The following is a 14,831-nucleotide window of genomic DNA, read 5'->3' on the forward strand; positions in this document are numbered from 1 at the left end:
GTTCGTGTGTGGTTGACTGCGTCGCGCCACGTTGGTCGGCGCGGCCGGGCCCGGACCCCGCCCGGCCGTAGCCGCCGCCCGGGAACCCCAAGGAGACGCATGTCCGCTTTCCGCCGAGGTCTGGCCCTCACCTCGTCGTTGGCCGCCACCCTGCTCCTCGCCGCGGGCCTGTCGGTCGCCGCGGCCGCCCCGGCCTCCGCCGCCGCGGGGACCTTCCGGCTCTGCAACGTCGGCTCCGACTACTCCGCGTGGGCGGATTTCCCGGCCGGCCACTTCTCGACCTTCGTCGTCAACCCCGGCCAGTGCACCAGCGTGAGCACCAACGGGGGCGAGGACTTCTACGTGACCATCCAGAACTCCGGGGGGCGGATGAAGTCCACGACCTCCTACCACATCCCGGCCGGCCGGAACATGCAGTTCTCCACGGGCGGCACCTTCGCCGCTCCGCAGTTCCACCCGCAGGTCTACTGAGGGCGCCGCGCACCGCGCTCCCCCCGGGCCCGGGCCGCGCACCGCGCGGCCCGGGCCCGGCGCTTTTCCGCGCCCGGCGCGATCCGGCGCGTGTCAGCCGGCGCGGGCCTCGTCGCGGCCGCGGCAGGCCAGGGCGTCGGCGCGCTCGTTGCCCGCGTCGCCGTTGTGGCCGCGCACCCAGCGCCACTCGATGTCGTGGCGGGCCGCGATCGCGTCCAGGCGCTGCCACAGGTCGGCGTTCTTCACCGGCTTCCTGTCGCGCGTGCGCCAGCCCGAGCGCTTCCAGCCGTGGATCCACGACGTGATCCCGTTGCGCACGTAGGTGCTGTCGGTGTGCAGGCGCACCGACAGCGGACGCTTCAGCGCCTCCAGGGCCATGATGGCGGCCATCAGCTCCATGCGGTTGTTGGTCGTCCGCGCCTCGCCGCCGTACAGCTCCTTGTCGTGCTCGCCGTAGCGCAGCACCGCTCCCCATCCGCCCGGACCGGGGTTGCCCGAGCACGCGCCGTCGGTGTAGATCACCACCGAGCGCGTGGGCGACTCCTGCTCCGCGTCCGCCGCGCTCTGCTCTTCGCTTGTTCGCACGCCCGGAAATCTATCGCCTGACCGGGCCTTCCCACGTCCGTCGACGGCCTCCGCCCACCGCCGCCGGCGACTCGGCGCGGATGGACCCGCCCGTACCGGGCAGCGGAACCGTATGCGTGTTGTCCCCTCAGCGCCCGCCGCGACCGCGCGGGCCCCCCGCCCGTCCGCCGCCCCCGACCTCCGCACCGGCCGGCGGGGGCCGCGGTGAGCGGCGCGTGGATCGCCGCCGCCGTGGCCCTGGCCTCGGCGGTCTGCTACGGCACGGGCGCGGCCACACAGCGCCGCCTGGCCGCGCGGCTGGGCGGCCCCCTGGACCGGCGCATGGTCGGTGTCCTGATGCGGCAGCGGCTGTGGTGGTTCGCGGTCGCGCTGAACGGCGCGGGCGCGGCCCTGCACGTCGTCGTGCTCGCCTACGGCACCCTGATCGTCGTGCAGCCGCTGGGCACGCTGGCCCTGGTCTTCGCGCTGCCCTGGGCCGCCCGGTGGTCGGGGCGCCGGGTGTCGCGGCGGGAGTGGTGGGGCGCGCTGCTGACCGTCGCGGGCCTGAGCGTGCTGCTGGTGGCGGCGGCGTCCTCGGGGGAAGGGCGGCCGCTGGGCCCCTCCGGCGCCCTGCTCACGCTGGGCGCGGTGCTGCTGGCCGTGGCCGCGTTCGCCGCGGCGGGGCGGTTCGCCCGGCGGCCGCGGTGGCGCAGCGGCCTGTACGCCGCGGCCGCCGGGGCGGCGTTCGCGGGCGGGTCGGCCATGACCAAGGCCCTCACCGACACCGCCACCGCCCAGGGCGTGCTCGCGGCGGTGGCGCATCCGGCGCCCGCCGGGATCGCCGCCCTGGCCGCGGCGGGGGCGCTGCTGTCGCAGGCCGCCTACCGGGGCAGCGCGGTCGGCGCGCCGCTGGCCGTGATCAACCTGGCCAACCCGCTGTCGTCGGTGGTCGTCGGGCTGACGTTCCTCGGCGAGACCTACCAGGGCGGTGTGTGGGGCGTGGTGGTCGCCGCCGCGGCGGGGCTGGTGGCGATGCGCGGCGTGTTCCTGCTCGCCACCGTCGACCCCGACACGGGCGAGCCCGCCGGGCGGGCCGGGCGCGGGGAGCGGGCCGGGGCGGCCGGGCGCGCCACCGGGGACGGCTGAGGCGCCGGGGCCACCGCGCGGCTCACCCCTGCGGGGTCTCGCGCCGCCCGTTGCGCCACGAGGCCACCAGCACGCAGGCCACCGTCACCAGCAGCGCCCACGCGCCGAACTTGGCGGGGTGCACCAGGTGCCACACGTCGGCCTGGTGGGGGTACTGCCACGCCCCCAGCAGGGTCGCGATGTTCTCGGCCACCCACAGGAAGAACCCGATGAGCACGAACGACACCGCGAGCGGCATGCGGTAGCGCACCGAACCGACCGTGAACCCCACCATCACGCCCCACGTGGCGGCCACCATGGCCGCGGCCAGCGGCACGCGGAAGTCCGGCAGGAAGTGGTGGGTGAGGAAGTTGGCGTAGATCGCGGCGGCCACGACGGCGGTGGCGATCCGGCGGTAGCCCACGAACTCCAGGTCCAGCCGCCGCCAGGCGTGGCACACGTAACTGCCGACCGCCGCGTAGAGGAACCCGCTGTAGAGCGGCACCCCGGCGATCTTGGTGAGGGCGTCCTCGGGATAGCTCCACGACCCCATGTGCACCTTCACCAGTTCGAACACCAGGCCCACCACGTGGAACCCGGCGATGGCCAGCGCCTCGGTACCGGTCTCCAGGCGCACGGCCCAGAAGAGCAGCGTCAGCGCGATCCCGTAGAGCAGCAGCGCGTCGTAGCGGGCGATGGGCAGCGGCACGACCGACGACAGCGCCAGCCCGGCGAACAGGCACACCGCGAACAGGCAGGACAGCCCCTCCAGCCAGGCGAACCGCAGCAGCTGGGACGGCGAGAACCAGTCGGCCGCCCGCGCCGCGCGCACGGCGGGACCGGCCGGAAGCGCCTCCGCGACCATCCGCGCAACCTCCCCGGTGGGTGCCGGACGGGTCCCGGCGCCGGAGCGGCAGCGTACACCACCACCGGCCGGCCGTCGGGGGCCGCGGTGGCGCGCCGACGGCGGGAACGCCCTGGTGGCGGGCTGTCCGCACGCCCGTCCCGGCTCCGGCCGGCCGTCGGGCCGGCCCCACCGCGCGCACCGGCCCCAGGCCGCACGCCGGGCGGGGGCGCGCCGCTCCCCGCCCCCGCGCCGCCGCCGCCGACGGCGGCGGTCCGGCCGTCCGGCCCGACTCAGCCCACCGGCGTCTCGCGGCGCTCGTCGGGGGCGCCGGCCAGGGCGGCGCGGTAGGAGCTGGGCGAGACCCCGCGCACGCGCTTGAACGCGGCGCTGAAGCCGAACGGGTCGGCGTAGCCCACGCGCCGCGCCACCGCCGCGACCGTCACCTGCGGATCGGCGAGCAGGTCGGCCGCCAGGTCCATGCGCCACTCGGTGAGGTAGGCGGCCGGGGCCTCGCCCATCAGCTCGCGGAACCGCTTGGCGAAGGTCGTGCGCGAGACCCCGGCCTCGGCGGCCAGCTCGGCGGTCGTCCAGGGCCGCGCGGGGGCCGCGTGCATCGCGCGCAGCGCCGGGCCGACCGCCTCGTCGGTCAGCGCCCGGTACCAGGCCGGGGGCCGCGCCTCGGGCAGGTCGAACCAGTCGCGCAGCGTGCACACCAGCAGCCAGTCCAGCAGCCGGTCCAGCACGATCTGCCGCCCCGCTTCGTGGTCCTCTCCGGGCGCGGCATGGACAAGGTGGGCGAGGCGTTCGGGGCGGGCATGGCCGCCGCCGAGGCCGCCGTCGCCTCCTCCGGCGCGGAGTGGACCGTCCTGGCCGCCAACAACTTCGCGCAGAACTTCACCGAGGACCTCTGGTACGCGCCCGTGATGGCCGGACGGCTGGCCCTTCCCGTCGGCGCCGTCCCCGAGCCCTTCGTCGACGTCGGGGACGTGGCCGAGGTCGCGGTGGCGGTCCTGACCTCCGACGGCCACGCCGGGCGCCGCTACGAGCTGTCGGGGCCGCGCGGGCTCACCTTCGCCGAGGCGGTGCGCACCGTGGCCCGCGCCTCCGGCCGCGCCGTCGACTACGTCGAACTCACCCCCGAGGAGTACCGCGCCGAACTCGCGGCCGAGGGCATGCCCCCCCGAGGGCGTGGAGGCGTTCGACGCGCTGTACGCCCTGCTCCGCGAAGGCCACCTCGCCGAGCCCGCCGACGGCGTGCGGCGGGTGCTGGGCCGCGAGGCGACCGACTTCACCGCCTGGGCCACCCGGGTCGCCTCCGAAGGCGCCTGGTCCTAGCGCCGGTCTCCGCCGCGCCGGTGCCTCCGGCGCGGCGGCGCGCGCCCAAGGCACCGTGAAACCGCGGTAAAGGCGGGTAGTGAGGCCGCAATGCGCTACGCGGAGGACGACATCGGCGAGGCCGCCCGGCGCCGCGGCCTGCGGCGCGGCGACCCCGCCGCCGCGGGGATCACCCGGGTGCGCCGGGGCCGCGGCTACCGGTTCCACGACCCCGAGGGCCGCCCCATCACCGATCCCGAGGTGGTCCGGCGCTGCCGGGCGCTGGCCGTGCCCCCGGCCTGGCGGGACGTGTGGATCTGCCCGCACCCCGACGGCCACCTCCAGGCCGTGGGCACCGACGAGGCCGGCCGGCGCCAGTACATCTACCACCAGGAGTGGCAGCGGATCCGGGAGGAGACCAAGTACGACCGGATGCTGGACTTCGCCGAGCGGCTGCCCGACATCCGCGCCGCGGTCGGCGCCGACCTGCGGCGCGCCGGGCTGGGCCGCGAACGGGTCCTGGCCGCGGCGGTGCGGCTGGTCGACCTCGGCCTGTTCCGCGCCGGCAACCGCGCCTACGCCGAGGAGAACGACACCTACGGGGTCGCCAGCCTGCTGCGCGAGCACGTGCGCCGGCGCCGGGGGCTGCTGGTGTTCTCCTACCCGGCCAAGGGCGGCCGGCACCGGACGGTGGAACTGGCCGAGCCCGACGTCGCCCGGCTGATCGCCGTGCTCCAGCGGCGCCGCACCCCGGGCCAGACGCTGCTGGCCTACCGGGACGGCGGCGACTGGCGGGAGATCCGCAGCGAGGACGTCAACGACTACCTGCGTGAGACCAGCGGCGAGGACTTCACCGTGAAGGACTTCCGGACCTGGCACGCCACCGTGCTGGCGGCCGTGGGGCTGGCCGTGGCCGCCAAGCCCGCGAGCCCCACCGCGCGCACGCGCCTGGCCGCCCACGTCACCCGCGAGGTCGCCGCCTACCTGGGCAACACCATGGCCGTGGCGCGCGCCTCCTACATCGACCCCCGCGTGTTCCGGCTGTTCGACGAGGGCGTTACCGTCGCGGCGGCCCTGCCCGGCCTGGGCCGCGACTCCGACTTCGGCGAACTCGCCACGCAGGGCGCGGTCGAGAAGGCCGTGCTGAAGATGCTGCGCACCCACCCCGAGCACCGCGCCCCCGCCGAGGCCGGGGCAAAAGCGCCGGGCTGAGCGGGCGGACGCGGCGGCGCACTGCCAGGATGGTCCCCTACGCAGCCGCGCCCGGCGCCTCCGTCCCCGCCCCGGCGCCCCGCCCCACCCGTGGAGACCGCATGACCGCGCTCAGCCTCCGGCAGCTCAACCGCGCCACCCTCGCCCGCCAGCACCTGCTCGAACGGGCCCGCCTCACCGTGCCCGAACTGCTGGAGCGGCTGGTCGGGCTCCAGGCGCAGACGCCGCACACCTGGTACGTGGGCCTGTGGTCGCGGCTGGCGGGGTTCTCCCCCGAGGAGGCGTCGGACCTGCTGGGCCGCGGCCACATCGTGCGGCTGGCGCTGATGCGCTCGACCATCCACCTGGTCACCGCCGAGGACGCGCAGTGGCTGCGGCCCGCGGTGCAGCCCGTGCACGACCGGGGCTTCCAGGCCACCTACGGCCGCCAGGCCGCGGGGCTCGACTTCGCCGAGGTCGAGCGGGCCGGCCGCGCCGCGCTGGCCGACAAGCCGCTGCCCTTCAGCGCCCTGGGGCGGGCGCTGGCCGAGCACGGGCGGCGGGCCGGCTGGGGCGAGCGCGACCCCCAGGCCCTGGCCAACCTGGTCCGGACACGGGTGGCGCTGGTGCAGGTGCCGCCGCGCGGGCAGTGGGGCCGCAGCGGCACCGCCGCCCACACCCCCATCGAGACGTGGCCGGGCCGCGCCCTGGCCCCCGACCCCTCGGTGTCGCGGCTGGTGCTGCGCTACCTCGCCGCGTTCGGCCCGGCCTCGGTGCGCGACGTGCAGCACTGGTCGGGGCTGACGCGCCTGGCCGAGGTCGTGGACGGCCTGCGGCGCGGGCTGGAGGTCTTCACCGGCCCCGACGGGCGGGAACTGTTCGACCTGCCCGACGCGCCGCGCCCCGATCCCGACACCCCGGCGCCGGTGCGGTTCTGCTACGAGTACGACAACCTGCTGCGCTCCCACGCCGACACCGCGCGCCTGGTGGCGGTTCGGCTGCGCGACCACGGGTTCAACGCCAAGAACGGCGTGGACCCCGGGACGGTGCTGGTCGACGGGACGGTGGCGGCGGGCTGGCGGATCGCGCTCGACCGGGACTCGGCCGTGCTGGCGATCACCCCCGTGCGCGCGCTCACCGCCGCCGAGGAGGCGGAGGTGAGCGCCGAGGGGGCCGCCCTGCTGGAGTTCTGGGCGCCCAAGGCCGGCGAGCGGCGGATCGAGATCGCCGCGCCCACGGGGTAGGGCCCGCGCGGCGGGCGCGGCGGGGCGCCGCCCCCGGGGGGTCAGCGGAGTTCGCGGGGCTCGGGGAAGCTGCCCGTCCGCACCAGCTCCTCGACCAGCGCGCTGAGCTTGACGTTGAGGTTCTGCGACGCCTTGGCCAGCAGGGTGAACGCCTGGCGGTCGGTCAGCTTGTAGCGCTCGATGAGGATCCCGGTGGCCTCGCCGATGCGCTGGCGGGTGCGGATGGCGCGCGTGAGGTGGTGCTGGGTGCGGGCGTTGGCCAGCGCCACGGCGGCGTGGGCGGCCAGGATCTCGCCGATCTCCTGGGCCGTGACGTCGAAGGCGTTGGGCGTGCCGGAGTAGAGGTTGAGCCCCCCGAGGACGTCGCTGTGCGTGAAGAGCTGGAAGGAGATGACGCTCTTGATGCCCAGGCCGCCGGCCTCGGCGACGAACTCCGGCCAGCGGGTCTCCTCGTCGACGGAGTCGAGGCTGAACACCTCGCGCACCCAGATCGCGTCCAGGCACGGCCCCTGGCCGGTGCGGTACTGGATCCGGTCCACGCGCTCGACCAGGGGGTCGGTGGGTGCGTGGGTGGAGAGTTCGCGGGTGCGCCGGTCGTAGAGGGTGACCCCGGCGTAGTCGGCACCGTCGATCTCGGCCACGGCCAGGGCGGTGATCTCCTCCAGGGTGGCCGGGACGGAGTCCTTCTCCAGGACGTCGCGGGCGAAGTCGGCGAACGCGCGGGCGACCGCGAGGTCCTCGCCGGCGGCGGCCGGGGCCGCGGGCTCCTGCCCGGGCTCGCCGCCGTCGCCGTGCTCGACCATGGTTCCGCTCACGTCCGTTCCTTTCTGGGGTGCGCCCCTGCGGCCGGGGCCGCGAGCGGGCCCGGACACGCCGTGCGACCGCGGCGGCGCCCGTGGGACGGGCGCGCGGCGCCGGGTGCGGGCGGCGCGCCGCGGCGCGGGTGCGCGGGCGGGTCGGCGGTGCGGCAGGGAGCGGGGGCGGGCCCGCCAGGTCGCGGCGCGCCGACAGCAAGTGTGTTCCTACCTGTGTACCCGCTGAGCCCTTCGGAGGGAAGTGTTACTGGAAGGACAGAAGTCCCTTACTTCCGGTATCGGTGCGCCGACGCTCCGGAGCAGGGGCCGGTCGGCCGCGCCGGTCTAGACCGGCGCGGGGGCCGGGGTGCCGACGGCGCAGGTTGCGCGCGCGGCGCGAAATCAGGCGGAGCAATACCGGTCGGCCATTGCCGCCGGATAATCCGCCGCCGACCGGCGTGGCCTGGGGATTCACCGGGATCGACAATCCCGTTCGCGACCTTGACGCCCTCTGGCGCGCCATTTACCGTCGAAATCGCTCCGCGGCCGAAGAATACCCTCCGCCCGGGTCGGCGGGCGGCGGAATTCCGCGGCCGGGCGGCGCGGTCGCCCCGACCTCCGCCGCCTTCGAGGGGAATTCGCACCGGCGCGCGATCCCCCTCCGGCGCACTTCGCATCCGCGGCGGCCGCGCCCCTGCCGGGCCGGCCGCCCGCACCCGCACGACCCATCCCCGCTACCGCGACGCTCCGACCCCCCGGGCCGCCCGCACCGGCCCGCCGCGGCGCGCCGCGAGAAACGAAGGTCTTCCATGAACCTGAAGAAGGCGTCCCTCTCCGCCGCGGCGGTCGCCCTGGCCACCCCGCTGCTGTTCGCGCTGATGCCCGCCGGCACCGCCAACGCCCACGGCTACGTCTCCTCCCCGCCCAGCCGCCAGGCGCAGTGCGCGGCCGGGGTGGTGGAGTGCGGCGGGATCAAGTGGGAGCCGCAGAGCGTCGAGGGCCCCAAGGGCCTGAAGAGCTGCAGCGGCGGCAACGCCCGGTTCGCCGAACTCGACGACGACAGCCTGGGCTGGCAGGTCACCCCGGTGGGCCGCAGCGCCACCTTCACCTGGCGGCTGACCGCCCAGCACGCCACGTCCACGTGGGAGTACTACATCGGCGGCACCCGGATCGCCGTGTTCAACGACGGCGGCGCGCGGCCGCCGGCCACGGTCACCCACAACGTCAACCTGAGCAACTACAGCGGGCGGCAGAAGATCCTGGCGGTGTGGAACGTCGCCGACACCGCGAACGCCTTCTACGCCTGCATCGACGTCAACGTCGGCGCGGCCTGACCCGCGCCCGACCCGCACCAGCCCCGCCCTCGGGTACCGGCCCCACCGGCCGGTACCCGGGCGGCGCCCGCATCGGGGACCGGGCAGGGCCGGGCGGGCGCGCGGGCGGACCGCCGCGCCGCGCGCGAAAGCACCGCCCGGCACCGTACCGGGCCGGCGGATACCGCACCGGAATCCGTTTCCCGCCGTTTTCCGCCGTTTTCCGAAATCGCTGCAGCACGCCCGGTAAGGCAATTCCCGAGGCGCCCGGCGCCCGTTCCGGACTCTTTCCCGGAACGGTTTTCCGGCGTGCCGGCCGGGATTCCGCACGCCGTTCCCACGGCCGTTTCCGCCGCCGTTCCGCGACTGCTTCTGCGACGGTTTCCGAATCGTCTGCGCCGTTTCCGCGCGGACACCAGCGGCCAGGGCGGCCGGGCCCGCCCGGTGGGACCGGCCGCCACCTGCGCCACCTCCCGCCACCGCGCGGTTGCGCCGCGTGGTCCGCGCACCCCACTTGACGCCCCGCCGAGCCGTGGTGTTTGATGCCTCACACTCAACCGGGATCTTCACACGGATTCACACACCACCGGACTGTAAACGTTTACAGTTTCCGTCCACGCAGCTCAGGGAGGGCGCATGGCAAAGCCCGTCCCGACGATCACCACGATCGCCGAGGCCGCCGGTGTGTCGATCGCCTCGGTGTCGCGGGTCTTCAACGGCCAGCCCGTGCGCGAGTCGACCCGCCGCCGCGTGCTGGCCGAGGCGGAGCGCCTGGGCTACGTCCCCAACGCGGTCGCGCGGTCGCTGAAGTCCAACCGCACCGACCAGGTGGCGTTCGCCGTGGAGGACATCGGCAACCCCGTCTACCTGGCGATGCTGCGCGAGATCCAGCCGGTCCTGCGCGCGGACGGCTTCCGGCTGGTCGTCCACTCCACCGGCGGCGACCCCGGCGAGGAGATCGAGGTGCTGCGCGGGCTGGGCCGCCGGCACGCCGACGGCCTGATCATCAGCCCCATCCGGGTCACCCCCGAACTCCTCGGCGCCCTCGCCGAGACCGCCGCCCCCGTGGTCGTCATCGGCTCGGTGCCGCCCGGCACCCCCGTGGACAACGTGCGCGCCGACTCCCGCACCGGCATCCGCCTGGCCCTGCGCCACCTGTTCGGCACCGGGCGCCGCCGCATCGGGTTCGTCAACGGCCCGCTGGACACCGTGCCCGGCGGCCGCCGCGACTCCGCCTTCCGCGACGTGATGGCCGACGCCGGCAGCCCCGTGGACGACGGGCTCGTGCACGTCGGGGAGTTCCGCCGCGAGACCGGCGCCGAGGGCGCCCGCCGCCTGCTCGCCCACCCCGGCGGTCCGCCCGACGCGCTGCTGTGCGCCAACGACCTGATCGCCCTGGGCGCGCTGGACACGCTGCGCGCCGCCGGCCTGCGGGTGCCCGACGACGTCGCCGTGGTCGGCATGGACGACACCGAACTCGCGGCGGTGTCGTGGCCCACGCTGACCAGCGTCTGCCTCGGCTCGGCCGAGCGCGGCCGCCGCGCCGCCGGACTGCTGCTCGACCGCCTGCGCGGCGCTCCCCCCGCGGCACCGGCCGCCGAGGCCGCGCGGACCGTCACCGTGGCGCCGCGCCTGGTGGTGCGCGCCTCGACCACAGGAGGCGACCAATGACGCTCACCTCGGCGTCCCCACCCCCCGCCGAAGCGGCGCCGCCCCGGCCCCGCGCCCGCCCCCGGCGGCCCGACCGCTCGGCCTACGCGCTGCTGCTTCCGGCCCTGGTGCCGGTGGTGCTGTTCAGCATCGCGCCCCTGGTCTACGGGATGTTCCTGGCGTTCACCGACGCCCGCGCCGGCCGCGACGTCGACACCTCGTTCGTGTTCCTGGAGAACTTCGGGCACCTGCTCGCCGACGTCCAGTTCTGGTCGTCGTTCCGGATCGGCCTGGTCTGGGCCGTCACCGTGACGCTGCTGCAGTACGCGGCGGGCATGGGGCTGGCGCTGCTGCTCAACCAGAACCTGCGGCTGCGCTGGCTGGCGCGCACACTGGCGCTGTTCCCGTGGGCCATGCCGCCGGTGATCGTCGGCCTGATGTGGCGGCTGGTCTACCACCCCGACGCCGGCGTCCTCAACGCCGCGCTCACCGACCTCGGGCTGATCTCGGAGAACATCGACTGGCTCAACGACTTCGGCTGGGCGCTGCCCGCCGTCGTGGTGGTGGGCGTGTGGACCGGCATGCCGCAGACCACCATCGTGCTGCTGGCCGGGCTGCAGAACGTCTCCCGGGACCTCGGCGAGGCGGCGCGGGTCGACGGCGCCGGGCCCTGGCGCCGCTTCACCGCCGTCACCCTGCCGCAGCTGCGCACCGTCACCGTGGCGATCACCTCGCTGAACTTCGTGTGGAACATGAACGAGTTCGCGCTGGTGTACGTGCTCACCCAGGGCGGCCCCGGCGGGATGACGCGGCTGCCCATGCTCTACGCCTACGAGGAGGCGTTCCGCTACGGGTTCTTCGGCTACGCCTCGGCGATGGGCGTGGCGATCGTGATCGTTGTCCTCGCGGTGCTCGGGTTCTACCTGCGCCGCCAGTTGAAGGAGGCCGAGGCATGAGGCGAGCCCGCACGTGCGCCGCGCCGCGGCGGCGACGGACAGGAGGCCCGCGATGGCCGCGGTGACCGCGACCCGCGTGCGCCGGGCGGCGGCCCGCACCGGCCAGTACGCCGCGCTGCTGTGCTACCTGGTCTTCCTGGCGTTCCCCCTGGTGTGGCTGCTGTCCACGGCGCTGAAGACGCCGCAGGAGATGGCGCTGCTGGACCCCACGTGGATCCCGCTGGAGCCCACCCTGGCCAACTTCGCCGCCGCGTTCGGTGAGCAGGACCTGGTGGGCGCGGCCCGGCGCAGTCTGACCGTGGCGGTGTGCTCGGCGGTGCTGACGGTGCTGCTCGCGCTGCCGGCCGCCTACGTGCTGGCGCGCTACCGCTCGGTGGTGAACCGGATCGCCATGAGCTGGGTGCTGGTCAGCCAGGTGTTCCCGTTCATCCTGGTGATCATCGCGCTGTTCATGATCCTGCGGCAGTTCGGGCTGGTGAACTCCCTGGTGGGACTGGTGCTGGTGCACGCCACCTGGTGCCTGCCGTTCGTGCTGTGGATGCTGCGGGGCTACCTGCGCGGCATCCCGCGGGTGCTGGAGGAGGCCGCGGCGGTCGACGGCGCGGGCCGCTGGCGCACGCTGGTGTCGGTGGTGGCCCCGCTGGCGGCGCCGGGCGTGGCGGCCGCGCTGATGTTCGGGTTCATCTCGTCGTGGAACGAGTTTTTGTTCGCGCTGATCCTGCTGAAGGACCCCGGGGTGCAGACGCTGCCGCTGGTGCTGGTGGCGTTCACCGGGCCCGAGGGCGTGGCGCGGCTGGGTCCGCTGGCGGCGGCGTCGCTGATGGCGGCCGTGCCCAGCCTGGTGTTCTTCGCGTTCATCCAGCGCCGGTTCCGCGGCGGCCTGGTCGACGGGGCGGTGAAGGGGTGACCGCGATGAGCGGAGGAACGGTGCGCCGGCGGCCGGGCGCGGCCCTGGTGGCCGCGGGCCTGGCGACGGCGGTGCTGGTGACCGGCTGCGCCCAGGGCGACCCGGGTGAGGAGCCGATGCGCTACCTGAGCCTGGCCTGGCAGACCCAGTCGATCGAGGCCAACCGGCGGCTGGTCGAGGAGTGGAACCGGGAGCACCCCGAGGCGCCCGTGGAGTACGTGCAGGGCAGCTGGGACAACGTCAACGACCAGCTGGTCACGGCGTTCGAGGGCGGCGACCCGCCCGACATCATCCACAACGAGTCGCCCACGCTGACCAGCTTCGAGTACCGCAACTACCTGGCCGACCTCGGCGACCACCTGCCCGCGGACGTGCGCGCCGACATCGGCGACGCCGCCTGGGACACCGTCACCATCGACGGCCGCGTGGTGGGCGTGCCGCTGCTCCAGGAGCCGCAGGTGCTGATCGCCAACGCCGACATCCTGCGGGAGTCGGGGGTGCGCGTGCCCACGGTCGAGGAGCCCTGGACCTGGGACGAGTTCGAGCAGGCGAGCCGGGAGCTGACCGTGCCCGGCGAGCGGCACGCGGTGGCCTGGCCGCTGAGCAGCCCCACCAACCGGGTGCTCAACCTGGCGCTGAACTTCGGCGGGGAGTTCTTCCGCGTCGCCGAGGACGGGGCGGTCACCGTCGAGGTGGGGCCCGAGGAGCGCGAGGTGCTGGAGCGCATCCACCGCCAGCTCTACACCGACCGCACGGCCGACCCGCAGGCGGTGGGCATGGGCGGCTCCGACCCGCTGCCCGCGTTCTTCGCCGGGCAGTACGCCATGGTCCAGGGCGGGGTCTACACCCGCCAGCAGGTGGTGGAGCAGGCGCCCGACGGGTTCGACTGGGTGATGCTGCCGCCGCTGGTGGGCGACGTCCCCGACCAGGGCGCCACCTCCCAGACGCTGTCGGTGGCCGCCGACAGCCCGCACGAGGCGGACGCGGCCGCGTTCGTGGCGTTCATGGCCGAGCCCGACAACCAGGTGGACCTCGCGCTGGGCGACTGGCTGACGCCCACCAGCCAGGAGGCGCTGGCATCACCCGAGCTGACCACGGAGGCCAACGAGTGGGACGTCGCCGTCCACGCGGCGGGCAGCCTCCGCTCGGCGCCCTACCTCCAGGTGCCCGGCTTCGACGAGTTCAAGAACCGGGTGTCCGAGCCGCTTCTCCAGGAGTACTTCGGCGACCGCATCAGCCTGGACGAACTGGCGCGGCGCATGGAGGAGGAGGGCAACGCGGTGATGGCGAGGTACACGACCGATGAGGGGTGAGGACACGGGCCGCGCCGGCGGCGCGGCCGAGGGCCCGGACGGCTCCCTTCGGGACCGGGCGCGCGGCGCCCTGCTGGGCCTGGCCTGCGGCGACGCGCTGGGGCGGCCGGCCGAGAACATGACGCCCGAGGCCATCGCCGAGCGGTGGGGGCGGCTGACCGAACTGGCCGTCGACGAGCACGGCGTGGCGGCGGGCACCGACGACACCGAGTACTCGGTGTTCATCGGGCTGCTGCTGGCCGAGCACGGCCGGGGCCTGCGGCCCGAGCACGTGGTGGCGGCCTACGAGCGCGACGTGCTGACCATCGAGGGGCCCATGCGCGGCGCGGGGTTCTCCGAACTGGGCACCGTCCAGGCGCTGCGGCGGGGGCTGGCGCCGCCCCACACCGGGCGGCGGCACCTGCACGGCTGGTCCGACGGCCTGGCGATGCGGGCGGCGCCCTACGGGGTGTTCGCGGCGGGCGACCCGGCGCAGGCCGCGCGGCTGATCGAACTCGAAGGGCAGGTCAGCCACGCCGGCGAGGGCCTGCTGGGCGGCCGCGCGGTGGCGGCGGGCGTGGCGGCGGCGATCGCCGGGGCCGCGCCGCACGAGGTCGCCGCGGCGGCGCGGGAGCAGGTCCCGGCCGACTCCTGGACGGGACGCGCCCTGGCCCACGCGGTGCGCGCCGCCGACGAGGCGCCCGACACCGCCGCGCTGGGCGCGGCGCTGCACGCGGCCGTGGTGCCGGCGCACTACCCGTGGACCGACCTGGCGCCCGAGGCGGTCGCGCTGGCGTTCGGTGCCTACCTCGCCGCGGGCGGCGAGGTCGAGGAGGCCGTGGTGACGGCCGCCAACATGGGCCGCGACGCCGACACCACGGCGGCGATCGCCGGAGCCCTCGCGGGGGCCGGGCGCGGCGCCTCGCGGATCCCGCGGCGGTGGGCGGCGGCGATCGGGCCGGTGACGGGCAGCTGCCTGCCGTCGGTCGCGGGGCGCCGCGTCACCGAGGTCGCCGACCTGCTGGTGGCGGCCGGCGCGGCCGACCGGGCCGGGGCGGCGGGCCGGGGCGGCGCCGCGCGGGGGGCGCACGACTGATGACCCGCGCCGCCGGCCGCGGGGCCGGCGGCGCGCGCACGAGCGGTAGAGGCGACCGGGCCGCGCC

General features: G+C 75.6%; 14 protein-coding genes and 1 pseudogene. 11 read left to right on the forward strand and 4 right to left on the reverse strand.

The features are described from left to right. Positions 1-99: 99 nt before the first annotated feature. A complete protein-coding gene (locus HNR12_RS12310; protein ID WP_179767617.1) occupies positions 100-471 on the forward strand; it encodes a hypothetical protein in 372 nt (123 codons plus the stop codon). 93 nt (positions 472-564) lie between these two features. On the opposite strand, the gene rnhA is transcribed toward HNR12_RS12310, so the two are convergent. Beyond that, entirely contained in the window at positions 565-1,056 is a 492-nt protein-coding gene (rnhA, locus tag HNR12_RS12315) for a ribonuclease HI (RefSeq protein WP_308118369.1), read from the reverse strand. Positions 1,057-1,260: 204 nt separating this feature from the next. Between rnhA and HNR12_RS12320 the strand changes: the two genes are divergently transcribed. Beyond that, positions 1,261-2,181, forward strand: coding sequence for a DMT family transporter (locus HNR12_RS12320; protein WP_179767618.1), 921 nt, complete (start codon positions 1,261-1,263; stop codon positions 2,179-2,181). A gap of 22 nt (positions 2,182-2,203) precedes the next feature. Here HNR12_RS12320 and HNR12_RS12325 read toward each other — a convergent pair whose 3' ends face one another. Then, positions 2,204-3,025, reverse strand: a complete 822-nt coding sequence (locus HNR12_RS12325; protein WP_179767619.1) for a DUF817 domain-containing protein — start codon at positions 3,023-3,025, stop codon at positions 2,204-2,206. A 272-nt stretch (positions 3,026-3,297) separates the two neighbouring features. Beyond that, positions 3,298-3,762, reverse strand: a pseudogene (locus HNR12_RS12330) (AraC family transcriptional regulator); the annotation flags it as partial. A gap of 6 nt (positions 3,763-3,768) precedes the next feature. Here HNR12_RS12330 and HNR12_RS28450 point away from each other — a divergent pair. The 3 genes from HNR12_RS28450 (at position 3,769) to HNR12_RS12345 (ending at position 6,756) form a co-directional block, all read left to right on the forward strand. Beyond that, positions 3,769-4,401: a hypothetical protein gene (locus tag HNR12_RS28450; RefSeq protein WP_246425847.1), complete on the forward strand. Its 633-nt coding sequence runs from the start codon at positions 3,769-3,771 to the stop codon at positions 4,399-4,401. 31 nt (positions 4,402-4,432) lie between these two features. After that, entirely contained in the window at positions 4,433-5,533 is a 1,101-nt protein-coding gene (locus HNR12_RS12340) for a DNA topoisomerase IB (protein WP_179767622.1), read from the forward strand. 101 nt (positions 5,534-5,634) lie between these two features. Then, on the forward strand, positions 5,635-6,756 hold the full coding sequence (locus HNR12_RS12345; protein WP_179767623.1) for a winged helix DNA-binding domain-containing protein: 1,122 nt from the start codon (positions 5,635-5,637) through the stop codon (positions 6,754-6,756). A gap of 41 nt (positions 6,757-6,797) precedes the next feature. On the opposite strand, the gene HNR12_RS12350 is transcribed toward HNR12_RS12345, so the two are convergent. Beyond that, complete coding sequence (locus tag HNR12_RS12350; RefSeq protein ID WP_179767624.1) at positions 6,798-7,571, reverse strand: GAF and ANTAR domain-containing protein; 774 nt, start codon at positions 7,569-7,571, stop codon at positions 6,798-6,800. A 788-nt stretch (positions 7,572-8,359) separates the two neighbouring features. Between HNR12_RS12350 and HNR12_RS12355 the strand changes: the two genes are divergently transcribed. From HNR12_RS12355 to HNR12_RS12380, 6 genes are all read left to right on the forward strand, one after another. After that, a complete protein-coding gene (locus HNR12_RS12355) occupies positions 8,360-8,884 on the forward strand; it encodes a lytic polysaccharide monooxygenase auxiliary activity family 9 protein (protein WP_179767625.1) in 525 nt (174 codons plus the stop codon). 615 nt (positions 8,885-9,499) lie between these two features. Next, positions 9,500-10,534 (forward strand): LacI family DNA-binding transcriptional regulator, encoded by a 1,035-nt coding sequence (locus HNR12_RS12360; protein ID WP_179767626.1) that lies wholly within the window; start codon positions 9,500-9,502, stop codon positions 10,532-10,534. Beyond that, the gene (locus tag HNR12_RS12365; protein WP_179767627.1) at positions 10,531-11,469 is read left to right on the forward strand and encodes a carbohydrate ABC transporter permease; all 939 of its coding nucleotides are present in this window, start codon (positions 10,531-10,533) and stop codon (positions 11,467-11,469) included. Before HNR12_RS12360 ends, HNR12_RS12365 begins: the two co-directional genes overlap by 4 nt. Positions 11,470-11,521: 52 nt before the next feature. Then, entirely contained in the window at positions 11,522-12,376 is an 855-nt protein-coding gene (locus tag HNR12_RS12370) for a carbohydrate ABC transporter permease (protein WP_179767628.1), read from the forward strand. A gap of 5 nt (positions 12,377-12,381) precedes the next feature. Beyond that, positions 12,382-13,689 (forward strand): ABC transporter substrate-binding protein, encoded by a 1,308-nt coding sequence (locus HNR12_RS12375; protein ID WP_179767629.1) that lies wholly within the window; start codon positions 12,382-12,384, stop codon positions 13,687-13,689. Beyond that, positions 13,679-14,764 (forward strand): ADP-ribosylglycohydrolase family protein, encoded by a 1,086-nt coding sequence (locus tag HNR12_RS12380; protein WP_179767630.1) that lies wholly within the window; start codon positions 13,679-13,681, stop codon positions 14,762-14,764. The genes HNR12_RS12375 and HNR12_RS12380 overlap by 11 nt, the downstream gene beginning before the upstream one ends. Positions 14,765-14,831 lie beyond the last annotated feature (67 nt).

Source organism: Streptomonospora nanhaiensis (genome assembly GCF_013410565.1).
Classification (GTDB): domain Bacteria; phylum Actinomycetota; class Actinomycetes; order Streptosporangiales; family Streptosporangiaceae; genus Streptomonospora; species Streptomonospora nanhaiensis.